Genomic DNA, 22,807 nt, shown 5'->3' with positions numbered 1-22,807 from the left:
GCCCCTGGCTGCTTTTGGAGGTTATTTCCGGCTACCCGGCGGGTAATTGCCCAGCACCTTGGCCACGGTGTTCTGAATGGCGCTGTTACGCTCTTCAGGGCCCGGTGGGTAGTTGTTCATGATCTGCTCGGCACTGCCGCGCCAGACCAGCTTGCCGTCACGGCCATCGAAAAGGTCGATCTGAATGGTGGCCACCTTGTAATCGACGCTGCGGGTTTCGTTGTACATGGGGCCACCCCAGTACCCGCCCCAATAACCACCCCAGCCCCCGCCGTAATTGGTGGTGATCTGTTGCTGGCGCTGCTCGACGATCAGGTAGGTGCGTACGGTCAGGTCTGGCCGCGCGCCGCCCTGCACCGGGCGCAGGCCGCGCTGGTCGAGCTGCTCGGCCACTGCCGTACGAATGCGCTGCTCGGTCAGGTCGCTCTTGATGCGAGGGTCATCCGGGCGGTACTGCAAACCTGGCTCCTGCCATGCCCAGCTGCGGTAGGCGGCAAAGTCGCGGCTGGCATCGAAATCCTGCTGAACGTTAGTGCTCGAGCAGGCTGACAATACCAGCGCGAATGACAGTAGAACGAGACGGCGCAACATGATGGTTCTCCGTTGGCTATTAACTGGGAGGATAGCCGCTGAGCGCCTTGTGCACAGCATCGCGCACGGCGTTTTCGCGTTCGCGTGGCGAGTCCTTGTCGCTGCCGCTTTCGGCGCTGGCGCTCCATACCGGTTGGCCGGTACGGGCGTCGTAGAGGTCGATGCGCACCACCATCACCTGCACCTCGTAGGTCCGCACCACTGGCACGCTGGCATAGCCGCCGTAGCCATGGCGGTAACCGCCATAGCCCACGCTGCCGTAGGGGTAAGGGTCATAGGTGTCGTAATCGCGCACTTGCCGCAAGCGCCTTTCCAGGCGCATGTCGGCGCTTACCAGCAAGTCGCCGGGGCCGCCCCGCGCCGGGCGCAGGCCATGCTGGTCGAGGGCACCACCAACGGCATCGGCCAGGGGCGCCGGGTCGGCCCCCGCCGAGCCACTGGGCAACCGGCCGTTACGCCAGCTCCAGCTGCGGTAGCGCCCATAGTCCCGTGCCGGTGCCGGGTAGGCGCTGGCATCGAAGATAGCGGCCGCCTGGGCCGGCGCCGGGGGCAACGGCCGGCTGCTGGCAACATACGGATTGGGGCTCTGGCAGCCAGCCAGGGCCAGCGGCAGCAGGGCCAGGTACAACAGACGGTATGGCATGTATTCCTCCCGGCAGGCCGCTCAGCGAGGGCGGCAAACCCAGTGCAGATAGCGCCCGAGCCGGGCGAACCCAGGGTGGCGGCGGTACGCCAGCTCCATCTCCAGCAGGTCGAGCAGTTCGGCCTTGGCCTGGAACTCCTTGGGCATGTAGTCGTGGAACACCCGCACACCGCTTTCACTTTGCACCTGCCACAAGGGTTCAAGGTGCGCCTTGAGCTCGCGTGGATCAAGCGGTTTCTGTGGCGTCAGGCTCTGCTTTTCACCTTCCAGGCGGTTGCTGCGCAGCTTGCGGAAATGGCCTTTGAGCAAGTTGCGATAGACCAGGGCGTCGCGGTTGTAGAACGCCAGCGACAACCAGCCACCCGTGGCGGTGAGCTGGTGCAGCACGGGCAGGATGCTCTCGGGTTCGGCCAGCCATTCCAGCACAGCGTGGCACAGCACCAGGTCGTAGGGCTCGTTCAATTGGCCGAGCAGGTCTTGCCAGGGGGCCTGGACGAAGGTGGCCGTCTGGCCGGCTTCGGCAAAACGGGCCCGGGCGCCGTCGAGCATGGGTGCAGCCGGTTCTGCCAGGGTCACCTGGTGACCACGTTCGGCCAGCCACAAGGCCATGTGACCCAGGCCGGCGCCGATATCCAGAACACGCAACGGGCGATCAGGCAGCGCCTCGGCCAGGTCGGCCTGCAAGACGGCCAGGCGGATCGCGCCCTTGGCGCCGCCGTAGATCTTTTCCGCGAAGCGGGTGGCCAGTTCATCGAAATGACGGTCGTTCATCGAGCGAAACGCCTCTCGCTGTCGGCCAGCTTGGCTCGCACCACCTGGTCCATGTCCAGGCCCAGCTCACTGCACAACAGCAGCAGGTAGAGCACCACGTCACCGACTTCCTGCCCGGCGTGGGCCAATTTGTCGGCAGGCAGCTGGCGCGATTCGTCTTCGCTCAGCCACTGGAAAATCTCGACCAGCTCGGCCATTTCGACGCTGGCGGCCATGGCCAGGTTCTTCGGGCTGTGAAAGCCACGCCAGTCGTTGTTGTCACGGATCTGGTGCAGGCGTTGGGTAAGCTCTTGCAGGTTCATCGGGTTTCTCCAAATGCTGCATAGCTTCTGCCCTGGCCCGATGCAAAGCAAGGGGCCGCCGCGTTGCGGCCCCTGGGCCCGGCAATGAGCTCTAGAGCTGATCCCAGCGGCCGAGCATATGCAGTATGCCCCCATGCCCATCCAGCCGCAGCACACCTGCAGGCCCCGCCTCGCTGGCACTGAGCACCACTTCGGAGGGCAACCTGACCGGCTTGCGGAAAGCCACCTCAAAGGCATAGCCGCTGTGCGGCAGGTGCCCGCGCAATGCGGCCAGTGCCATGGCCTTTGTCCACATGCCATGGGCAATGGCCGTGGGAAAGCCGAACAACCGTGCACTCACCGCACTCAGGTGGATAGGGTTGTAGTCCCCGCACACCTTGGCATAACGCCGACCGATGTCACTGTCGGCATACCAGCGGGTGGCCTCGGGCAAGCAGGGCGGTTCGTCGTCGGCACGCCCGCCGGCCTGGCCATCCAGCTTCAGTCCACGTACCAGCATGCGGCTTGTTTCACGCCAGAGCACGCCGATGCCATCTTCGGCTTCGGTGACCAGGTCGAAGGTGCCACCTTTGTCATGCGCCTGCAGGTTGTGCGCATACACCGCAAAGCGCAGCCCTTCGATAGCGCCCAGTGGCCGCAGCACTTCGATGCGATTTTGCAGGTGCACCAGCCCCAGCAGCGGGAAGGGAAAGTCACGGGCGGTCATCAGCTGCAATTGCAGCGCAAAAGCCATGACGTGTGGATAAGTAGCCGGCAGGCGGCCATCGTCGGGGAAGTTGCAAAGCCGCCGATAGGCGTCCAGGTTGGCCGGCTCAACCTGGATGAAACAGCGCAGGCCATCGTCGGGCAGGTGCTCACCGCTGATCGTGCGCTTGCTGGCGGCACGCAGGTACAGGCTGGGGCGGGCAGCCGGGCTATGCAGGTCGTGCCATTGTCGGCTCATGGTCAGGCCCCCATCAGTGCCTGGCCGCAAACACGCAGCACCTGGCCGTTGACCGCCCCCGAGCCCGGCTGGCTGAGCCAGGCAATGGCCTCGGCCACGTCCTGCGGGCGACCGCCCTGGCCCAGCGAACTCAAGCGTCGCCCGGCTTCGCGCAGGCCCATGGGCATGGTTGCGGTCATGTGGGTTTCGATGAAGCCGGGGGCTACGGCGTTGATGCTCGCGCCCCGCTCGGCGAGCCTCGGCGCCCAGGCCTGGGCCAGGCCGATCAGCCCGGCCTTGCTGGCGGCATAGTTGGCCTGGCCGCGGTTGCCGGCAATGCCGCTGACCGAGGCTAGCAAGGTTATGCGCGCATGTTCACCCAACGCGCCACCGTCAAACAGCGCCTGGGTCAGCACCTGTGGCGCCTGCAGGTTGACCGCGAGCACGGCGTCCCAATAGTCCGGGGTCATGTTGGCCAGGGTCTTGTCGCGCGTGATGCCAGCATTGTGCACAACGATGTCTATGGTGTCGGGCAGGGCAGCCAGCAGTTGTGAGGCGGCATCGCTGGCGCAGATGTCCAGCGCCAGGGCCTTGCCGCCAAGCCGGGCAGCGAGCGCATCGAGTTCTCGGCTGGCCTGTGGCACATCCAGCAGCAGAACGTCGGCACCGTCACGTGCCAAGGTTTGCGCAATGGCCGCACCGATACCGCGCGCGGCGCCGGTAACCAGTGCACGGCGGCCAGCCAACGGGCGGGTCCAGTCCTCGACCTGGCTGGCGCAGGCTCCAAGGCGCAGCACCTGGCCGGAGATGAACGCGCTCTTGGGCGAGAGGAAGAAGCGCAAGGCACCTTCCAGTTGGTCTTCAGCGCCGGGGCCGACGTACAGCAACTGAGCGGTTGCGCCATTGCGCAGTTCCTTGGCCAGCGAGCGGCTGAAGCCCTCCAGGGCGCGCTGGGCGATACTGGCCTGCGGGTTGTCGAGGCTTTCCGGTGACCGGCCCAGCAGCACGACGTGGGCGCACGGGCCCAGGCTGCGCAGCAGCGGCTGGAAAAATTCGCGCAACTGCTTCAGCTCATCGCTGTCGGACAAGTGACTGGCGTCGAACACCACGGCTTTGATTTTCGGCCCCAGGCCAGCGACCCAAGGCTCGCCCTGCAGGTGGTCGGCATTGAAACGGTATACGTTATCGGTAAGGCGCGCGGCGAAGGCTTCGACCTGGCCTGCCAGGGGGCCGCCGCCCAACACCAGCGCCCCCTCCACCGGGCGCAGGCGGCCAGCCTGCCAGCGCTCCAGAGGCGCAGGGCGTGGCAGGCCCAGGGCATCCACCAGGCGGCGGCCAAGGTTGGAGTTGGCAAAACCGAGGTAGCGATCGCTCATGAGTAGGTCTCCGCAAAGGCAAGCTTGAAAGTGTGGACCAAGTTTGTGGCATGGTCGTTCGACCATGGGTAAGAACACCCAGGCAGTACGGTTCAATTTGTTTCAGGAGGAACAGGCATATGCGTTCACTTCGCCGGGTCGCGATCTTGGGCGGCAACCGAATTCCCTTTGCCCGCTCCAATGGGGCCTACGCCACCGCCAGCAACCAGGCGATGCTGACCGCGGCCCTCGAAGGGCTGATCGAGCGCTATCGCCTGCATGGGCTGCGCTTGGGTGAGGTGGTCGCTGGCGCGGTGCTCAAGCAGTCGCGCGACATGAACCTGACCCGCGAATGTGTGCTGGGCTCGCGGCTTTCGCCGCAAACCCCTGCCTACGACCTGCAGCAAGCTTGCGGCACCGGCCTGGAGGCGGCGCTGCTGGTGGCCAACAAGATTGCGTTGGGGCAGATCGACAGCGGCATCGCCGGTGGCGTGGACACCACGTCGGATGCGCCGATTGCGGTCAACGAAGGCCTGCGTCATATCCTGCTGCAGGCCAACCGTGGCAAAAACCTGGGCGAACGGCTCAAGCCTTTTCTGCAGTTGCGCCCGCACCATCTGCGCCCTGAGTTGCCACGCAACGGCGAGCCGCGCACCGGGTTGTCGATGGGCGAGCATTGCGAACGCATGGCCCAGGCCTGGAAGATTGACCGTGCCGCCCAGGACGAGTTGGCGTTGCTCAGCCACCAGCGGCTGGCGGCTGCCTATGCCGAAGGTTGGCACGATGACCTGCTGACACCATTTCTGTCGCTGATGCGCGACAACAACCTGCGCGCGGACCTGACACTGGAGCAGTTGGCCAAGCTCAAGCCGGCCTTCGACCGCAGTGGCCAGGGTACGTTGACGGCAGGCAATTCCACGCCCTTGACCGATGGTGCGTCGCTGGTGCTGCTGGCCAGTGAAGAGTGGGCCGCGCAACAGGGGTTACCGGTGCTGGCCTACCTGGTCGATGGTGAAACCGCAGCAGTGGACTTCGTCACTGGCCGCGAGGGGCTGCTGATGGCACCGGCGTATGCAGTGCCACGCTTGCTGGCCCGCAACGGCCTGACCTTGCAGGACTTTGACTACTACGAAATCCACGAAGCCTTTGCGGCCCAGGTGTTGTGTACGCTCAAGGCCTGGGAAGACGCTGGGTACTGCCGTGAGCGGCTGGGGCTGGATGCGCCGTTGGGGGCCATCGACCGCAGCAAGCTCAACGTCAGGGGCAGTTCGCTGGCTGCCGGGCACCCGTTTGCCGCGACCGGCGGGCGAATACTGGCCAACCTGGCGAAATTGCTGGCAACGGCAGGGAAGGGGCGCGGCTTGATTTCCATTTGTGCGGCGGGCGGGCAAGGGGTCACGGTCATCGTCGAGCGGTGAAGAACCGCCGTCTGTTGGCAGGCATGCCCGCGAAGCAGGCGGCAGATATCCCGCAGGCGTCGACCGTAACTGTTAGGCTTGTCTGGTCAGCACTAACAGAAGCCGCCATGCCGATCATCGGACAGCCCCGTCCCATTCCTGAACTCAAGCAGTTGCCCAGGCCACTGTACGCACGTGCCGAAAGCCTGGGCGCCGGTTCCTGGACCACACGCCACCAGCACGACTGGGTACAGTTTTCCTACGCTATCAGCGGCGTGCTGGGTGTTTACACCGACGCAGGCAGCTACTTTGCGCCACCGCAGTGGGGGGTGTGGATCCCGGCTGACGCCGAGCATGCGGTGGTGACCTCGATGCAGGCCGAAATGCGCAGCCTGTATGTACGCCGGGACGCCTGCCCCTGGGCTGCCCCGCAGTGTCGGGTATTGGAGGTGACGCCGCTGGCGCGTGAGTTGATCAAGCAGTTCTGCCTGTACCCAGCCGATTACCCTGAGGGCGATAGTGCGCAGGCGCGGCTGGTGGCGGTGCTGCTCGACCAGTTACGAACCCTGCCGGAAGTCGGCTTTTCCTTGCCGTTGCCGCGCCACCCAGGTTTGCTGGCGCTGTGCAATGGCTTGATCGCAGCGCCGGACCAGGCGCAGACCTTGCAGCAATGGGCGCGGCAACTGGGGTGTTCCGAAAAAACGCTGATGCGCCTGTTCCAGCGTGAAACCGGCTTGAGCTTTCGCAACTGGCGCCAGCGCATGCGCTTGCTGTCGTCGCTGGCCTTGCTGGAGGCGGGGGAGAGCGTGACCGAGGCGGCGCTGGGTTGTGGGTATGATTCCACATCCGCGTACATTGCGGCGTTCAAGCAGCTGTTTGGGGCAACGCCGGGGGAGTTGAGGCTCTGACCAGGGGTTGCCGGTGCTGGCCTATGTGTAGCTGAAGCCGCCCCGGTACGGGGCGGCCTGCACCGGCGCCTTGTCAGGTGCGGAACCTGCGCACCAGTACGTCCAGTTCATTGGACAACCCGGCCAGGCTTTCCGAATCCTGGCGTGCTGCCTGGGCCAACTCGGCCACCAACTGCGCATCCCCATGAATCTGGCTGATGTGGCGGTTGATATCTTCGGCTACCTGGTGCTGTTCCTCGGCTGCGGTTGCAATCTGCGTGTTCATGTCACGGATCACGTCCACCGACTCGCGGATCTGCCCGAAACTGTCGCGGGCCAGGCCGATACGGCTGACCGACTGCTGCGAAACTTCCAGGCTGGCGTGCATCTGTGCAGCCACCTCGGAGGTGCGGTTGGCCAGGTTGCCCAGCAAACCGTCGATTTCTGCGGTGGAGTCGGCCGTGCGCTTGGCCAGCGCCCGCACTTCATCGGCTACCACGGCAAAGCCACGGCCTTGCTCGCCGGCCCGCGCGGCCTCGATGGCGGCGTTCAGGGCCAGCAGGTTGGTCTGCTCGGCAATCGAGCGAATGGTGCCGAGGATCGACTGGATGGCATTGCTGTCACGCTCCAGTTGCTGGATCGACTGCGCCGACTGCTCGATTTCCTGGCTCAGGCGGTCAACGCTGTGGACCGCCGCATCGATCTGCTGCTGACCTTCACGGGCCTGTTGCTGGCCGCTGTCCGCAGACTGGGCCGCCTGGCTGCACGAGCGCGCCACTTCGTTGGCGGTGGCAACCATCTCGTGGAAGGCGGTGGACACCATGTCCACGGCCTCGCGCTGGCGGCCGGCCGCTTCGGCCATGTTGCTGGACACCTGGGTCGAGCTGTGCGAGGTGCTGAGGATCTTGCTGGCCGCCGCACCGATATGCTGGATCAGGCTGCGAATGGCACCGAGGAACTGGTTGAACCAGTTGGCCAGCTGGGCGGTTTCGTCGCGGCCTCGAATTTCCAGGCTGCGGGTCAGGTCGCCCTCACCCTGGGCAATGTCTTCCAGCCCGTTGGTGACGCTGTTGATCGGGCGCACGATCAGTTTGGCGAAGGCGGCGCCGACCACGGCGAACAGGGCGGCCAGGACCAAGGCGACCACGCCGATCAGCCAGGTCAGGCGGGTAGTGGTCTGCATCACTTCGCCTTGCTCGATCAGGCCGATGAAGGTCCAGCCCAGGCGCTCGTCGGGGTAGACGTTGGCCATGTAGCGCACACCATTGAGCTCGACTTCGACCAGGCCCTTGCCGGCCTTGGCCAACTCGGCATAGCCGTCGCCAAAACTGGCCAGTTGCTTGAAGTTGTGGCTGGCGTCGCGTGGGTCGACCATCACGTTGCCATTGCTTTCCACCAGCATCAGGAAGCCGCTCTCGCCCAGCTTGATCTGCTTGACGATCTCGGTCAGGCCTTTGAGCGAAACGTCGATGTTGACCACACCGCCGGGGTTGCCCAACTGGTTGGCTACCGTGCGCACGGTACTGATGAGCACCGCGTCATCGGCAGCCCAGTAATAGGCGCCGGTGCGCACGGTCTTGCCCGGGTTGGCCATGGCCAATTGGTACCACGGCCGTGTGCGTGGGTCGTAGTTGACGAACTTCTGCCCGGCTGGCCAGCCGATGTAACCGCCGTCATTGACGCCGTAGGACACGTAGGCATAGTTGGGGTGCGAATCTGCCAGGCGGGTGAAGAAGTCCAGCACTTGCTTGTCCTGATCGCCCAGCTCGTAGGACGGGTTGGCACTCAGGAACTTGTTCAGGTTGCTGCCTGTGGCGGCCACCATCGGTTGCGCGGCCAGGTACTCGACGTTCTGGTTGATGCCCTGGAAGAAGATGTTCATCGCGTTGCTGACCTGGCGGATTTCCCGGCTGCTGCCGTCAAGGAATCCATCGCGGGCTTCGCCACGCAGGTTAAGGACCACCAGGGTGGCCACCAGCACGATGGGCAAACCGGCGATGACCGCGAATGCCCAGGTCAGTTTCTGTTTGATGCTCATCGACGCTCCCGGAATTGTTGTAGTCGACACACGAGGCAGGTAACCAGTGCATCGGCAGCAGCCGGGTTTTATGTAGCCGAAGCGCCCGTATTTATTGGATAAAGTCGTGATTGGTGACTATTCGGTCGTGTATGGACGCTTTTGGCATACCAAACGCTAGTGGCAGCAGTTGCCAGCAGTGCCATTGGCCAGGTCGCTGAGGATCGGGCAGTCCGGGCGGTCGTCCCCCTGGCAGTGGGATACCAGCTCGCCAAGGGTGTTGCGCAGGCTGACCAGTTCCTCGATGCGCCGGTTCAGTTCATCGATATGCTGCATCGCCAAGGCCTTCACATCGGCGCTGGCCCGCTGGCGGTCTTGCCACAGCGTCAGCAGCTTGCCCACTTCTTCCAGGGAAAACCCCAGGTCGCGGGAGCGCTTGATGAACGCTAGGCTGTGCAAGTCCTCGTCCCGGTACAGGCGGTAGCCATTGTCGCTGCGCGTGGCCGGCTTGAGCAGGCCGATGGACTCGTAGTAACGGATCATCTTGGTGCTGAGCCCGCTGCGGCGGGCGGCCTGGCCAATGTTCATTTTGCCTCCTGGGGGGCGCGGGCGGGTTTCCAGGCCTTTAGCCACAGCGCGTTGCTGACCACGCTGACGCTGGACAAGGCCATGGCGGCGCCCGCCAGTACCGGGTTGAGGTAGCCCAGTGCAGCCAGCGGGATACCGATCAGGTTGTAGATGAATGCCCAGAACAGGTTCTGGCGGATCTTGGCGTAGGTCTTGCGGCTGATTTCCAGGGCAGCGGGCACCAGCCGCGGGTCGCCGCGCATCAAGGTGATGCCGGCTGCCTGCATCGCCACGTCGGTGCCACCCCCCATGGCGATGCCGATGTCGGCGGCGGCCAACGCCGGCGCGTCGTTTATGCCGTCGCCGACCATGGCGACCACGCCAGCCTGCTTGAGGGCCGCCACAGTTGCGGCCTTGTCGGCCGGCAGCACTTCGGCGTGCACATCGTCGATGCCCAAGGCTTCGGCGACCACTTTGGCGCTACCCCGGTTATCGCCAGTCAGCAGATGGCTGCTGATGTGCTGCGCATGCAGGGTGTCGATGGCCTCGGCGGCCCCGGGCTTGAGGCTGTCACCAAAGGCGAACAGGCCCAGCACCTGAGTTTGCTGACCGCGTTCGATCAGCCACGACAGGGTACGCCCCTCGGCTTCCCAGGTGCGTGCCTTGTCGGCCAGGCCGCCGGGCTGCAGCCCGCTTTCATCGAGCAGGCGGCGGTTGCCCAGTGCCAGCTCACGGCCTTCGACACGCCCGGCAATGCCGCGCCCGGTGAGCGACTGGCTGTCGCTGACGCTGGGTACCTGCAGGCCTTGCTCGGCGCAGGCCTGCAGCACCGCCTTGGCCAACGGGTGTTCACTGCCCCGTTGCAGGGCGCCGGCCAGGCGATGCAGGCTGGCGCTGTCGCCGACCAGGGCCTGGCTGTGGACTACCCGCGGGCTGCCCGAGGTCAGGGTACCGGTCTTGTCGAACACCACACGGTTCACCGCATGCGCGCGCTCCAGCGCCTCGGCATCCTTGATGAGGATGCCGTGGCGGGCGGCGACGCCGGTGCCGGCCATGATCGCTGCGGGTGTGGCCAGGCCAAGGGCGCAAGGGCAGGCGATGACCAGCACGGCCACGGCGTTGATCAGGGCGGTTTCCAGCGCCGCGCCAGCCAGCCACCAGCCGAGCAGGGTCAGCAGCGCCAGTACCAGCACGGCGGGGACGAATACCTGGCTGACCCGGTCGACCAGCTTCTGGATCGGCGCCTTGGCGGCCTGCGCGTCTTCCACCAGGCGGATGATGCGCGCCAGCACAGTCTCGGTGCCCAGGGCTTCGGTACGTACCAGCAACCGGCCTTCGCCATTGATGGCGCCACCGGTGACGCTGTCGCCGGGTTGTTTGGGCACTGGCAGGCTCTCGCCGCTGATCAGGGCTTCATCGGCATGGCTGCTGCCATCCTCGACCACGCCATCGACCGGAAAGCGCTCGCCGGGCTTGACCAGCACCAGGTCGCCCAGGCGCAGCTGGGCGATCGCCACATCTTCTTCCCGGTCGCCAACCACGCGCACTGCGCGCTCCGGGCGCAGTGCCTCGAGCGCGCGAATGGCGCTGGCGGTCTGGCGTTTGGCACGGCTTTCCAGGTACTTGCCCAGCAGCACCAGGGCGATTACCACCGCCGAGGCCTCGAAGTACAGGTGCGGGGCCATGCCGGCGGGGGCCTGGGCCCATTCGTAGAGGCTCAGGCCGTAACCAGCGCTGGTCCCCAGGGCAACCAGCAGGTCCATGTTGCCGGCGCCGGCACGCACGGCTTTCCAGGCGGCGATATAAAAGCGGGCGCCGAGAATGAACTGCACAGGGGTGGCCAGCAGGAATTGCGCCCAGGCGGGCAGCATCCAGTGCAGGCCGAATGGCTGCACCAGCATGGGCAGCACTAAAGGCAGCGCCAGCAGCAATGCTGCAGCCACTGCCAGGCGTTCATTACGCAGGCGGCGCTGGGCGGTGGCCTGCTCGTCTATGGCGGCTTGCGGCACGCTGGCGCTGTAGCCGGCCTTGTGTACCGTTTCGATCAGCAGGTTGTCGTCGAGGGCGGCCAGCACTTCAAGGTGGGCACGTTCATTGGCCAGGTTGACACTAACCCGCTCCACCCCGGGCACTTTGCCAAGGGCCCGCTCCACGCGGCCCACGCAACTGGCGCAGGTCATGCCGCCGATCTGCAGTTCCAGCGTGCGCGTGGGCACGCCGTAGCCGGCTTCGCGTACCGCATCGACCAAGGCTGGCAGGCGGTCGGCCGGGGCCTGGACACGGGCTTTTTCAGTGGTGAGGTTGACGCTGACGTGTTCAGCGCCGCTGACCTTGCGCAGTGCGCGCTCGACCCGGCCAGCACAGCTGGCGCAGGTCATGCCGGAGATCGGCAGGTCATAGGTGGTGGCTGCGGGCATGGCTCTCCTCCTTGGACAGGGCTCCAGCATCAACCTTGCCATGCAGGGAAGGTCAATAGCCTAGATCGGCGCGCTTCAATTCCAGCCCATATTGACCCATGGTGATGCGATATTTGTTGATCTGGCCCGCCTGCAGGTTCAAACGTGTGCTGCGTTGGTCCTCGATGCCTGGCGCGCAACCCGGGGTTTGCCCAGGCAACCGGCGCAGGCGCACATCGACCGGGCCAGGCGGCAGGTTGAACGAGGTGGATTGCTCCTGAAACACCCGCCCGGAAAGCTGATCATTGAGGTACACCCCGATTTCACAGCTGGTAGCCACTTCCAGGCGCTCCCGGGAAATGATCAGTACGCTGTAGGCCGAGTTGTCCTCTGCGCTGGCCGGTGGCACCACAGCCAGTGCGCTGACCAACCCGACGACGCCCAATGATGCCCTGAACATGAAAAATCTCCTGCTTGGCTGATCGTCAAAGGCGCAGCTTGGCCGACGCGCGTGCGGATTTCCACCCCAGCTGTTCCACACGGCACTTGACCTTGCCCTGATGGCAAGCTTGAAACTTGTGGAAAACCTGAAGGAGGCAACCCTATGCAAGTGTTCAATGTACAAGGCATGACCTGTGGCCACTGTGTAAAGGCCGTGACGCGGGCAGTGCAGCAGCTGGATGCGTCCGCCAAGGTAGAAGTCGACCTGGCGGCCAAGCAGGTGCGAGTGCAGAGTGAGTTGGTGCAGGAGCAGGTTCTGGCGGCCATCCGCGAGGAAGGGTATCAGGCTGAGGTGGGGTAACAGGGTGTCGACCCGGGTTCAGGGTTGAGGCCCTGACGGTGGTGCCGCTGTGCGGCCCATCGCGACAGGGCCTAGGTTTGTTGCAAATGTTTTCACATTCCTAGGGGCGACAGCAGGTAGAATCATCTACTTGCTTAGCCTGCTATGGATTCCTGATGAACCTGCGAATGGTGCTCATCCTGGGCGCACTCAGTGCGTTCGGGCCCTTGGCGATCGACTTCTACCTGCCGGCCTTCCCGGCCATGGCGCAGGCGTTCGCCACCGACGAAAAACACGTCCAGGCCACATTGGCCGCCTATTTCCTTGGCTTGTCCATCGGCCAGTTGGCTTACGGCCCAGTGGCTGACCGTTTCGGCCGGCGCAAACCGCTGATGTTTGGCGTGACCGTGTTCACCCTGGCGTCGCTGGCCTGTGCCTATGCCCCCAACCTCGACACCCTGGTGCTGGCACGCTTCGTCCAGGCCCTTGGCGGTTGTGCGGGCATGGTGCTGTCGCGGGCCATCGTCAGCGACAAGTGCGACCCGGTCGCCTCGGCCAAGGTGTTCTCGCAGTTGATGCTGGTCATGGGCCTGGCCCCGATCCTGGCGCCGATGCTGGGTGGGGTGCTGGTGAATGTGGCCGGCTGGCAATCGATTTTCCTTACCCTGGGCCTGTTCAGTGCCGCTTGCCTGTTGGCGGTAAGCCTGGGGTTGCCGGAGAGCATGCCTGAGGACATGCCGCGCCAGCCCTTGTCCGGCGCTTTGCGCCAGTACCTGCGCCTGCTGGCAGACCGGGTGTTCCTCGGCCATGCGGTGACGGGCGGTATCGCCATTGCCGGCATGTTCGCCTATATCGCCGGTTCACCTTTCGTGTTCATCAAACTGTATGGCGTGCCAGCCGAGCACTATGGCTGGCTGTTTGGTGCCAACGCAGCGGGCTTTATCCTGGTGGCGCAGGTGAACGCCCGCTTGCTGGCCAAGCGCGGGCCGGCCTTCCTGCTGGCCCGTGCCGTGTGGTTGTACCTGGGGGCCGGGCTGGCGCTGCTCGCGGTGGCGGCGTGGCGGCCGACCGCGTTGTGGCCGCTGCTGGTGCCGTTGTTCGTCTGCATTGCCAGCCTCGGTTGCATCATCCCCAATGCCTCGGCTTGCGCCATGAGCGGCCAGGGCGCGCGTGCCGGCAGTGCCTCGGCGCTGATGGGCTGTGTCCAGTTCAGCGTGGCGGCGGGCGCAGCGGCGCTGGTGGGGCTGCTGCACGATGGCAGTGCCGTGCCGATGGCCCTGGTGATCTGCCTTTGCGGTGTATTGGCAGTCAGTGCCGCGGTACTGACCCGCCGTTTGCAGGCCAGGGTTCGCACTTGAGCGGGTGCGGGGCGCGCAGGCGGGTTTCCAGCGTGGCGACAAAGGCCCGTGCCTCGGCCTCGCTGCGGAACCCGACCACATGCTGATCGAGCTGGACCTGCCAGGGGCAGGCGGGGTTTCGGCGTGAAGCGCTGACGACAATTTTCATCGCGGCTTACCTCCAGAAGGGAGCGGCATCAGTTTAGCGCTGCTGTTCTCGTCTGCCATGCGCTGGGTCAGTGTCCTGACTGGCGGTGCCTGATTGTGTGTTTGCCGGTTGCGCTGCAATGCCTGCAAGGCCGGGAAACGTTCGCTTTAGTTTGCGCTACTTGTAGTACCTGGCTGTCGGCTACGTCCGAACGTGCCGAAGGTTTTTTTCCTGCTGAGTTAACAAGCCCCCTGTCTCAACGGGCCGAAAACGCCTACGCGCAGGGTTTTCGCCGGTCGCGTCGGTCCTGTTCCCGCCTTGCAATGGGTAGGTATACCCAGTGGCTTTTTTACGAGGACTGGGCGGTGTGGGGCTGCCAGATTGGGCATTTCTGCGGCTTATACTGGCGATCCAGGCCAGTGCCAGCGAGAGGTGCTTCCCTGCCAGGGTTGGCCATCGCATCCACACAGTGAACTTGCAGGGAGTTACAGGGACATGAACGCAGTCAGCAGTATCAGCCAGATCGCCAGCCTGATGGCAGACCCCAAGCGCAGTGCCATGTTGTGGGCATTGATCGACGGTACGCCGCGCCTGGCCAACGAGCTTGCGATGATGACCGGCCTGACCTCGTCGTCGGCTTGCGCGCACTTGTCGTTGCTGTCATCGGCTGGGCTGCTGAGGCATGAAGCCCGTGGCCGCAAACGCTATTTTCGCCTGGCTACCCCGCAGGTCGGGGCGGCGGTAGAGGCGCTGGCCAGCGTGCAACTGGAAAGCGCCAGGGGGGAGCGGGCCAAGGCGCCGATGTCACCGCTGCCCATGTCGCTGCGCCGGGCGCGTCGCTGTGGGGATCACCTGGGGGGCGAGCTGGCCAGTGAGCTATACCACCGCATGGTGGTCGCGGGCTGGCTGGAAGGCAGTGGCCGCCTGTTGATGGTCAGCGATGAAGGGCGGGCGCAGCTGGCCCTGGTAGGGGTGTACATCGATGCCTTGGCGCCGCACCAGCAGCGCGGCTGCGTGATCTGCCGCTGTACCGAGTGGAACGACCAGGCGCCGCACCTGGGGGGCGTGTTGGGCCAGGCCCTGTTCAGGCTGTTCCTGCAATCTGGCTGGATGCGCGAGGCCGAGGACACGCGGGCATTGCATATCTCGGCGCTGGGCATCCAGCAGATCAACCGCATAGCCCGCGTTGCCACCTTGCAGGTGGGTTGAGCCGCGCGTCAGGCAAGCCTGGCGTCCAGGCTGTTCTGGGCCAGGCGGCGGGCCTGGTCTTCGGTCATGCCCAGGTGAGTGTGCAGGGCGTGGAAGTTTTCCGTGACGTAGCCGCCGAAGTACGCCGGGTCGTCCGAGTTCACCGTGACTTTCACGCCACGCTCGAGCATGTCGAGGATGTTGTGCTGGCTCATGTGGTCGAACACGCAGAGCTTGATGTTGGACAGCGGGCACACGGTCAACGGGATCTGTTCGTCGATGATGCGCTGCATCAGCCGCTCGTCTTCGATGGCGCGTACGCCGTGGTCGATTCGCTTGATCTGCAGCAGGTCCAGCGCCTCCCAGATGTACTCGGGCGGGCCTTCTTCGCCAGCGTGGGCGACGGCAACCAGGCCTTCGCTCCGCGCGCGGTCGAATACACGCTGGAACTTGCTGGGTGGGTGGCCCATTTCCGAGCTGTCCAGGCCAACGGCAATGAACGCATCGCGGAAGGGCAGCGCCTGGTCGAGGGTTTTTTGCGCCTCCTCTTCACTCAGGTGGCGCAGGAAGCTCAGGATAAGGCCACTGCTGATGCCCAACTGCTCGCGGCCATCCTTGAGCGCCTGGTTGATACCGTTGAGCACCACTTCAAAGGGGATACCCCGGTCGGTGTGGGTTTGCGGGTCGTAGAACGGCTCGGTATGGATCACGTTCTGCGCCTTGCAGCGCTGCAGGTAGGCCCAGGTCAGGTCATAGAAGTCCTGCTCTGTGCGCAATACATCGGCGCCCTGGTAATACAGGTCCAGGAACTCCTGGAGGTTGTTGAAGGCATAGGCCCCGCGCAGGGTTTCCACATCGGCCCATGGCAGGGCGATCTTGTTGCGCTCGGCCAGGGCGAACAGCAGCTCAGGCTCCAGCGAGCCTTCGAGGTGCAGGTGCAGCTCCGCCTTGGGCAGGGCGTTCAACCAGTCATACATAAGGGCATATCTCGATCAGGTACGGTTGCCGGCATTCTACAGGGGCTGGCCGGGTATTGCGCCCGGCCGGGCTGCGACCTGATGAATCACCAGGTCAGGGTTTCGCCTTTGTAATTGATGAAGCGCAGGCCGCCTGTACCGCTTTGCGCCTTGATTTGTTCAAGCATGCCGCGGGTGCTGGTGAGCACGTCGATCTCTGCGTGCTCGCCACCCATGTCGGTCTTCACCCAGCCAGGGTGCATGGCCAGAACGCACAGGTCGGGGCGTTGTTGTTCGACGACGAAGCTGTTGATCATCGAATTCAACGCCGCCTTGCTGGCTTTGTACAAGCAGAGTTCGCCGCCGTCGGGGACAGTGACGCTGCCCAGGACCGAACTCATGAAGGCCAGCACGCCACTGCCGTTGCGAACTTGGCCGACCAGACGGCGGGCGACGCGAATCGGGGCCACGGCATTGGTCATGAACAGGTCGCCGATGGCGTCTTTGTGCACGCTTTCAAGGTCTTGCGGCAGTGGGCCCATGACCCCGGCGTTGACGAATACCAGGTCGAATACCTGGCCTTGCAGGCGTTGCTTCAGGCCATCGAGCTGGGCGGTGTCGTTCATTTCCAGTTGCTTGATGTGCACACCAGGCACAGCTGCCAGGGCTCCGGGCTGCTGAGGGTTGCGGACGGTGGCGGTAATGCTCCAGCCGTCTTCCTGCAGGCGTTGCACCAGGCCCAGGCCGAGCCCGCGCGAGGCGCCGATGATAAGTGCGTGCTTTGCGTCAGCCATGGGGCGCTCCTTGTTGGTTTTTCGGATGGAGGTGGTTAAAAAATGTGCAGCAGCGGTAAACCCCGTGCCGCTGGGGGCTTTGCACGGTGGCGCACGGGTTATCCACAGGCTGCTCCACAGTTAATGTGTGAAACACGGGCTGACCCTGCCGGTTGTGGCGGGTGTGAGGCTGGGGATAACCTGAATTCATTCAATGCCTTGAGCCTGCCGATAGTGCCGATCAAATAATGATCAAAGCGCTACAGGCCATGCCTGCTCTGGCTTGCAGCATGATGCCCCAAGCTTATCCACAGGCACGCCCACAGCAGTTGTGGGCAGATTCAGCGCGCTTGCAGCAGTATACGCCCGCGGCTAAGGTCGGCCAGTTGCTGCTGCAACGCTGCGAGGTGGGCTTCACCCAGAGCGATCAACAGGTCCACGCCATTGGCTGTGAACTGCTCGTCGAGCACCAGCCCATCGACCTCGGCCAGGCGCAGTTTTACCAGTGCCAGTTCGCTGAAGCTGCAACTGCAGGCGAACTCGCTGCGCTGCACCAGCAGCCGCTTGGGGGCCTGTTGCAGGCATTTGTTGGCGCCCCCACCGTAGGCCCTGGCCAGGCCGCCCGTACCCAGCTGGATACCACCGTACCAGCGAATCACCAGGACCACGACCTGATCGCAGTCCTGCGCCTCGATCGCGGCCAGGATGGGCCGCCCGGCAGTGCCACCGGGTTCGCCGTCGTCGCTGCTGCGGTACTGCGCGCCGAGCTTCCAGGCCCAGCAGTTATGGGTGGCGGCCAGGTCGCTGTGGCGTTCGATGAAGCTCATCGCTTCGGCGGCACTGGTGATCGGCCCGGCCAGGGTGATGAAGCGGCTTTTACGGATTTCCTCGCGGTATTCGCAGAGGTCGAGCAGGGTAGAGGGCATAAATGTGGGTCAGGCAGCCGGCTTGATGCCGCAGCCCTTGAGAATGATGTGGATAAGGTTGTTGCTCGCTTCTTCCATGTCTTGCTTGGTCAGGCGGCTACGGCCGGTAACCTGGCAGATCTGGGTGGCGAAATCGGCATAGTGCTGGGTGCTGCCCCATAGCAGGAATATCAGATGCACGGGGTCTACCCGGTCCATCTTGCCGGCATCCATCCACGCCTCGAATACGGCGGCGCGGCCACGGAACCATTCGCGGTAGTCGGCACTGAAGTACTCGGTCAGGCAGGTGCCGCCGCTGATCACTTCCATGGCGAAAATACGCGATGCCTGGGGGTTGCGCCGCGAGAACTCCATCTTGGTGCGAATGTACTGGCTCAGTGCTGCACCGGGGTCGTCCTCGACGCTCAGGGCGTTGAAGGTGCTGTCCCACAGCTCGATGATGTTGCTGAGCACGGCAATGTAGAGGCCCAGCTTGTTGGTAAAGTAATAATGCAGGTTGGCCTTGGGCAAGCCTGCCTTCAGCGCAATGGTGTTCATGCTGGTGCCCTTGAAGCCATGGCGGGCAAACTCGTCTTCGGCGGCCTGGATAATGGCCTGTTCGTTCTTCTGGCGGATGCGGCCCGCGGGCTTGCCCGAGGCGGATAGGCGATGCGCAGGGACTTCTAGGGTCATGGACGATTCCGTACGGGTCAGTGGCTGCGGCTGTCGGACAAGATTACCTGCCTGTGCCAAGGTGACAAGCGTTTGCGGCAGAGACAGGCATCAGCGTGTCGCAGCTAGGCTGTCGAGAAAGCTTTCCAGAACCAGGTTGGGTCGCCTGCCTTTGCGTGTCACCCAGCTCAGGCTCAGGTCGTAGAAGCGCTCGCGCGGTTTGAGTGCCCGCAAGCGGCCCTGCTGGACCCAGAACGTGGCGTAGTGGTCGGGCAGGTAACCGATGTAGCGCCCGGTAAGGATGAGAAACGCCATGCCCTCCCGGTCCGAAGCACTGGCCGTGCAGTGCAGCGCCTGGTAATGCGCCTGGATTTCGGCCGGCAGGCGGAACGTGGGGGTGATGGCTTCCTGGCTGTTGAGGCGCTCGTCGTCGATCTGCTGGTCGTCGGCATAGAACAGTGGGTGACCGACCGCGCAGTACAGCAAGGAACGCTCGCTGTACAACGGTTGATATTCCAGGCCCGAAAGCGGGCTGGTCTGTGGCACCACGCCTACATGCAGGCTGCCGTCGAGCACGCCGTGTTCGACCTGGCTGGGCGCGATCATGCGGATCTGGATGCGCACATCGGGGCCACGGTCCTTGAGTTCGGCCAGGGCATGGGTGATGCGCATGTGCGGCAGGGTGACCAGGTTATCGGTCAGGCCGATGTTCAGCTCGCCGCGCAGATGCTGGTGCAGGCCATTGACCTCGGTACGGAAGCTTTCCAGTGCGCTGAGCAGTTGCAGGGCTGAATGGTAGACCTCGCGGCCTTCCTCGGTCAGCGAGAAACCGGCGCGGCCGCGCTGGCACAGGCGCAGCCCCAGGCGTTGCTCGAGGTCGTTCATTTGCTGGCTGATGGCCGAGCGGCCGATGCCCAGCACGTTCTCGGCGGCCGAAAAACCACCGCATTCGACTACGCTGCGGTAGATCTTCAGCAGGCGGATGTCGAAGTCGCTGACCTGCGCAAGTGGATCGGGGCGTCGGCTCATTAGTTTAGTAGCGGCCTGTGTAAAGATTAGAAATGTAGGCTTTTTCAGACTCTATCCGCGTGCCAACTTAGCTGCAACCACATCCATCGTTGCCTGATCGTCTTTCGAGGAACCACCGATGAACATGCCTGAAACCGCCCCCGTGGGTATCGCCAGCCAGCTCAAGCTTGACGCCCACTGGATGCCGTACACGGCCAACCGCAACTTCCAGCGGGACCCGCGCCTGATCGTGGCGGCCGATGGCAACCACCTGGTCGATGACCAGGGGCGCAGGATCTTTGACGCGCTTTCCGGCCTGTGGACCTGCGGCGCCGGGCACACCCGCAAGGAAATCACCGACGCGGTGACCCGCCAGTTGGGCACGCTCGATTACTCCCCGGCGTTCCAGTTCGGCCACCCATTGTCGTTCCAGCTGGCGGAAAAGATCGCCGACCTGGTGCCAGGTAACCTGAACCACGTCTTCTATACCAACTCGGGCTCCGAGTGCGCCGACACGGCGCTGAAGATGGTGCGGGCCTACTGGCGCCTGAAAGGCCAGGCGACCAAGACCAAGATCATCGGCCGTGCCCGTGGCTACCACGGCGTGAACATCGCCGGCACCAGCCTGGGTGGGGTCAATGGAAACCGCAAGATGTTCGGCCAACTGCTGGATGTCGACCACCTGCCTCATACCGTATTGCCGGTGAACGCGTTCTCCAAAGGCATGCCCGAAGAGGGTGGCATCGCCCTTGCCGAAGAAATGCTCAAACTGATCGAGCTGCACGACGCGTCCAATATCGCCGCGGTGATCGTCGAGCCCATGGCCGGTTCCGCCGGTGTGCTGCCGCCGCCGAAGGGCTACCTCAAGCGCCTGCGTGAAATCTGCACCCAGCACAACATTCTGCTGATCTTCGACGAAGTGATTACCGGCTTCGGCCGCATGGGCGCCATGACCGGCTCGCAGGCCTTCGGCGTAACCCCGGACCTGATGTGCATCGCCAAGCAGGTGACCAACGGCGCCATTCCGATGGGCGCGGTGATTGCCAGCAGCGAGATCTACCAGACCTTCATGGACCAGCCAACGCCAGAGTACGCAGTGGAGTTCCCGCACGGTTATACCTACTCGGCCCACCCGGTGGCCTGTGCCGCGGGTATCGCTGCCTTGGACCTGCTGCAGAAGGAAAACCTGGTGCAGGCCTCCGCCGAGCTGGCACCGCACTTCGAAAAGCTGCTGCACGGCGTGAAGGGCACCAAGAACGTCGTCGATATCCGTAACTATGGCCTGGCTGGCGCGATCCAGATCGCCGCCCGTGACGGTGATGCCATTGTTCGCCCTTACGAAGCGGCGATGAAACTGTGGCGCGCGGGCTTCTATGTACGTTTTGGTGGCGACACCTTGCAGTTCGGTCCAACCTTCAACACCCAGCCGCATGAACTGGACCGCCTGTTCGACGCTGTCGGCGAAACCCTGAACCTGATCGACTGATCTTTCTGATTTTGCTGCGCGGCGCGTGCGCAGACGCGCGCCGGCCTCTACTTTTCTTCATCTGGAGTTTTGCATGAGCATTGTTCAGCACCTGATTCACGGCGAGCTGGTTACCAAGGGTGAGCGCACCGCCGATGTCTTCAACCCATCCACCGGCCAGGCCGTGCGCAAAGTCGAGCTGGCCAGCCGCGCGACCGTGCAGGAAGCAATCGATTCGGCCAAGGCGGCGTTCCCAGCTTGGCGCAATACGCCACCGGCCAAGCGGGCTCAGGTGATGTTCCGCTTCAAGCAACTGCTGGAGCAGAATGAAGCGCGCATTTCGCAAATGATCAGCGAAGAGCATGGCAAGACGCTGGAAGACGCCGCTGGCGAACTGAAGCGTGGTATCGAGAACGTCGAGTTTGCCTGCGCCGCGCCTGAGGTGCTCAAAGGCGAGTACAGCCGCAACGTGGGCCCGAACATCGATGCCTGGTCTGATTTCCAGCCTTTGGGTGTGGTTGCCGGTATTACGCCGTTCAACTTCCCGGCCATGGTGCCGCTGTGGATGTACCCGCTGGCGATTGCCTGTGGTAACGCCTTCATTCTCAAGCCGTCCGAACGTGACCCTAGCTCAACCCTGTTCATCGCCCAGTTGCTGCTGGAGGCCGGTCTGCCGAAGGGCATCCTCAACGTGGTGCACGGTGACAAGGAAGCGGTGGATGCGTTGATCGAAGCGCCGGAAGTAAAAGCGCTCAGTTTTGTGGGCTCTACGCCGATTGCCGAGTACATCTATGCCGAGGGCACCAAGCGCGGCAAGCGTGTGCAAGCCCTGGGTGGTGCCAAGAACCATGCGGTACTGATGCCGGACGCCGACCTGGATAACGCGGTCAGCGCACTGATGGGGGCGGCCTACGGTTCGTGTGGCGAGCGCTGCATGGCCATTTCGGTGGCGGTGTGCGTGGGTGACCAGGTGGCTGATGCGCTGATCGCCAAGCTGCAACCGCAGATCAAAGCCTTGAAGATCGGTGCAGGCACCTCGTGCGGTCTGGACATGGGGCCATTGGTCACTGCCGCTGCGCGTGACAAGGTGGTGGGCTACATCGATGAGGGCGTTGCAGCGGGGGCCGAGCTGGTGGTGGATGGCCGTGGCTTCCGAGTGGCCGGGAATGAAGATGGCTACTTCGTGGGCGGTACCTTGTTCGACAAGGTCACGCCAGAGATGCGTATCTATAAAGAAGAGATTTTCGGCCCGGTATTGTGCGTCGTGCGGGTCAACAGCCTGGAACAGGCCATGCAACTGATCAACGATCATGAATATGGCAACGGCACCTGCATCTTCACCCGTGACGGTGAGGCCGCGCGTTTGTTCTGCGACGAAATCGAAGTGGGCATGGTGGGGGTCAACGTTCCGCTGCCGGTGCCGGTGGCGTATCACAGCTTTGGTGGCTGGAAACGTTCGTTGTTCGGTGACCTGCATGCGTACGGGCCGGACGGGGTGCGCTTCTATACCCGTCGCAAGGCTATTACCCAGCGTTGGCCGCAGCGGGCCAGCCATGAAGCATCGCAGTTTGCGTTCCCAAGCTTGTAAGGGGTGAGGGGAGCGGGGAGGCCGATAGGCCTCCCCGTTTTGCTTTTTAGGGTTTTCTTGAAATTAAAGGTTGACGCCCTCTCGAATCCCCTTATAATGCGCCCCACTTCCAGCGACAACGGAACGACAAACTCCTTG

The 22,807-nt window shown here is 63.8% G+C and carries 23 protein-coding genes; 7 read left to right on the top strand and 16 right to left on the bottom strand.

All coding sequences use genetic code 11. The annotated features are described in order from the left end of the window. Positions 1 to 21 precede the first annotated feature (21 nt). From QME24_RS16275 to QME24_RS16250, 6 genes are all read right to left on the bottom strand, one after another. Positions 22 to 591, bottom strand: coding sequence for a DUF4136 domain-containing protein (locus tag QME24_RS16275; RefSeq protein ID WP_054904341.1), 570 nt, complete (start codon positions 589 to 591; stop codon positions 22 to 24). A gap of 19 nt (positions 592 to 610) precedes the next feature. Beyond that, positions 611 to 1,234 (bottom strand): DUF4136 domain-containing protein, encoded by a 624-nt coding sequence (locus QME24_RS16270; protein ID WP_054904340.1) that lies wholly within the window; start codon positions 1,232 to 1,234, stop codon positions 611 to 613. A 21-nt stretch (positions 1,235 to 1,255) separates the two neighbouring features. After that, the gene (locus tag QME24_RS16265; RefSeq protein ID WP_054904339.1) at positions 1,256 to 2,005 is read right to left on the bottom strand and encodes a methyltransferase domain-containing protein; all 750 of its coding nucleotides are present in this window, start codon (positions 2,003 to 2,005) and stop codon (positions 1,256 to 1,258) included. Continuing rightward, entirely contained in the window at positions 2,002 to 2,307 is a 306-nt protein-coding gene (locus QME24_RS16260) for a MazG-like family protein (RefSeq protein WP_009685784.1), read from the bottom strand. Before QME24_RS16260 ends, QME24_RS16265 begins: the two co-directional genes overlap by 4 nt. Before the next feature lie 91 nt (positions 2,308 to 2,398). Next, positions 2,399 to 3,250: a MaoC/PaaZ C-terminal domain-containing protein gene (locus QME24_RS16255; protein ID WP_054904338.1), complete on the bottom strand. Its 852-nt coding sequence runs from the start codon at positions 3,248 to 3,250 to the stop codon at positions 2,399 to 2,401. A 2-nt stretch (positions 3,251 to 3,252) separates the two neighbouring features. Then, positions 3,253 to 4,605 carry a 3-oxoacyl-ACP reductase gene (locus QME24_RS16250; protein ID WP_280091677.1) on the bottom strand — a complete coding sequence of 451 codons (1,353 nt, stop codon included), beginning with the start codon at positions 4,603 to 4,605 and terminating at the stop codon, positions 3,253 to 3,255. Positions 4,606 to 4,724: 119 nt separating this feature from the next. Between QME24_RS16250 and QME24_RS16245 the strand changes: the two genes are divergently transcribed. Continuing rightward, entirely contained in the window at positions 4,725 to 6,002 is a 1,278-nt protein-coding gene (locus tag QME24_RS16245) for an acetyl-CoA C-acetyltransferase (RefSeq protein ID WP_280091676.1), read from the top strand. A gap of 107 nt (positions 6,003 to 6,109) precedes the next feature. Further along, a complete protein-coding gene (locus QME24_RS16240; RefSeq protein ID WP_009685789.1) occupies positions 6,110 to 6,889 on the top strand; it encodes a helix-turn-helix transcriptional regulator in 780 nt (259 codons plus the stop codon). Positions 6,890 to 6,962: 73 nt separating this feature from the next. Here the strand turns inward: QME24_RS16240 and QME24_RS16235 are convergent, their stop codons facing one another. The 4 genes from QME24_RS16235 to QME24_RS16220 all read right to left on the bottom strand — a co-directional run bounded on the left by QME24_RS16235 (position 6,963) and on the right by QME24_RS16220 (position 12,308). Continuing rightward, positions 6,963 to 8,906: a methyl-accepting chemotaxis protein gene (locus QME24_RS16235; RefSeq protein WP_115293333.1), complete on the bottom strand. Its 1,944-nt coding sequence runs from the start codon at positions 8,904 to 8,906 to the stop codon at positions 6,963 to 6,965. A gap of 156 nt (positions 8,907 to 9,062) precedes the next feature. Beyond that, entirely contained in the window at positions 9,063 to 9,473 is a 411-nt protein-coding gene (gene cueR, locus QME24_RS16230; protein WP_009685791.1) for a Cu(I)-responsive transcriptional regulator, read from the bottom strand. Continuing rightward, the gene (locus QME24_RS16225) at positions 9,470 to 11,869 is read right to left on the bottom strand and encodes a heavy metal translocating P-type ATPase (RefSeq protein ID WP_280091675.1); all 2,400 of its coding nucleotides are present in this window, start codon (positions 11,867 to 11,869) and stop codon (positions 9,470 to 9,472) included. Before QME24_RS16225 ends, cueR begins: the two co-directional genes overlap by 4 nt. A 52-nt stretch (positions 11,870 to 11,921) precedes the next feature. After that, positions 11,922 to 12,308 (bottom strand): hypothetical protein, encoded by a 387-nt coding sequence (locus QME24_RS16220; protein ID WP_280091674.1) that lies wholly within the window; start codon positions 12,306 to 12,308, stop codon positions 11,922 to 11,924. A 144-nt stretch (positions 12,309 to 12,452) separates the two neighbouring features. On the opposite strand from QME24_RS16220, the gene QME24_RS16215 reads away from it, so the two are divergent. Both QME24_RS16215 and QME24_RS16210 read left to right on the top strand, forming a co-directional pair. After that, positions 12,453 to 12,650, top strand: a complete 198-nt coding sequence (locus QME24_RS16215; RefSeq protein ID WP_009685795.1) for a cation transporter — start codon at positions 12,453 to 12,455, stop codon at positions 12,648 to 12,650. Between the two features lie 155 nt (positions 12,651 to 12,805). Beyond that, positions 12,806 to 13,987: a multidrug effflux MFS transporter gene (locus tag QME24_RS16210; protein WP_280091673.1), complete on the top strand. Its 1,182-nt coding sequence runs from the start codon at positions 12,806 to 12,808 to the stop codon at positions 13,985 to 13,987. Here the strand turns inward: QME24_RS16210 and QME24_RS16205 are convergent. Beyond that, a complete protein-coding gene (locus QME24_RS16205) occupies positions 13,938 to 14,135 on the bottom strand; it encodes a hypothetical protein (RefSeq protein WP_082414567.1) in 198 nt (65 codons plus the stop codon). The two genes, QME24_RS16210 and QME24_RS16205, sit on opposite strands and share 50 nt — an antisense overlap. Positions 14,136 to 14,609: 474 nt before the next feature. Here QME24_RS16205 and QME24_RS16200 point away from each other — a divergent pair, with 474 nt between their 5' ends. After that, a complete protein-coding gene (locus QME24_RS16200) occupies positions 14,610 to 15,323 on the top strand; it encodes a helix-turn-helix transcriptional regulator (protein ID WP_054904330.1) in 714 nt (237 codons plus the stop codon). Positions 15,324 to 15,331: 8 nt separating this feature from the next. Here QME24_RS16200 and QME24_RS16195 read toward each other — a convergent pair whose 3' ends face one another. The 5 genes from QME24_RS16195 to QME24_RS16175 all read right to left on the bottom strand — a co-directional run bounded on the left by QME24_RS16195 (position 15,332) and on the right by QME24_RS16175 (position 19,637). After that, entirely contained in the window at positions 15,332 to 16,279 is a 948-nt protein-coding gene (locus QME24_RS16195; RefSeq protein ID WP_154211895.1) for an adenosine deaminase, read from the bottom strand. Between the two features lie 86 nt (positions 16,280 to 16,365). Continuing rightward, on the bottom strand, positions 16,366 to 17,052 hold the full coding sequence (locus QME24_RS16190) for an SDR family oxidoreductase (protein ID WP_192441600.1): 687 nt from the start codon (positions 17,050 to 17,052) through the stop codon (positions 16,366 to 16,368). A 320-nt stretch (positions 17,053 to 17,372) separates the two neighbouring features. Beyond that, positions 17,373 to 17,957 carry a YigZ family protein gene (locus QME24_RS16185; RefSeq protein WP_029885178.1) on the bottom strand — a complete coding sequence of 195 codons (585 nt, stop codon included), beginning with the start codon at positions 17,955 to 17,957 and terminating at the stop codon, positions 17,373 to 17,375. Positions 17,958 to 17,966: 9 nt separating this feature from the next. Then, the gene (locus QME24_RS16180) at positions 17,967 to 18,629 is read right to left on the bottom strand and encodes a TetR/AcrR family transcriptional regulator (protein WP_009685802.1); all 663 of its coding nucleotides are present in this window, start codon (positions 18,627 to 18,629) and stop codon (positions 17,967 to 17,969) included. A gap of 90 nt (positions 18,630 to 18,719) precedes the next feature. Beyond that, positions 18,720 to 19,637, bottom strand: a complete 918-nt coding sequence (locus QME24_RS16175) for a LysR family transcriptional regulator (RefSeq protein WP_009685803.1) — start codon at positions 19,635 to 19,637, stop codon at positions 18,720 to 18,722. Between the two features lie 118 nt (positions 19,638 to 19,755). Here QME24_RS16175 and QME24_RS16170 point away from each other — a divergent pair, with 118 nt between their 5' ends. Next, a complete protein-coding gene (locus QME24_RS16170; RefSeq protein WP_009685804.1) occupies positions 19,756 to 21,102 on the top strand; it encodes an aspartate aminotransferase family protein in 1,347 nt (448 codons plus the stop codon). Between the two features lie 73 nt (positions 21,103 to 21,175). Continuing rightward, a complete protein-coding gene (locus QME24_RS16165) occupies positions 21,176 to 22,669 on the top strand; it encodes a CoA-acylating methylmalonate-semialdehyde dehydrogenase (protein WP_009685805.1) in 1,494 nt (497 codons plus the stop codon). Positions 22,670 to 22,807: the final 138 nt, after the last annotated feature.

Origin of the sequence: Pseudomonas sp. PARCl1 (assembly GCF_947311875.1) — a bacterium.
Taxonomy (GTDB): Bacteria; Pseudomonadota; Gammaproteobacteria; order Pseudomonadales; family Pseudomonadaceae; genus Aquipseudomonas; species Aquipseudomonas juntendi.
Note: the sequence above shows the minus strand (reverse complement) of the source record. Positions and strands in the feature narration are given on the sequence as shown.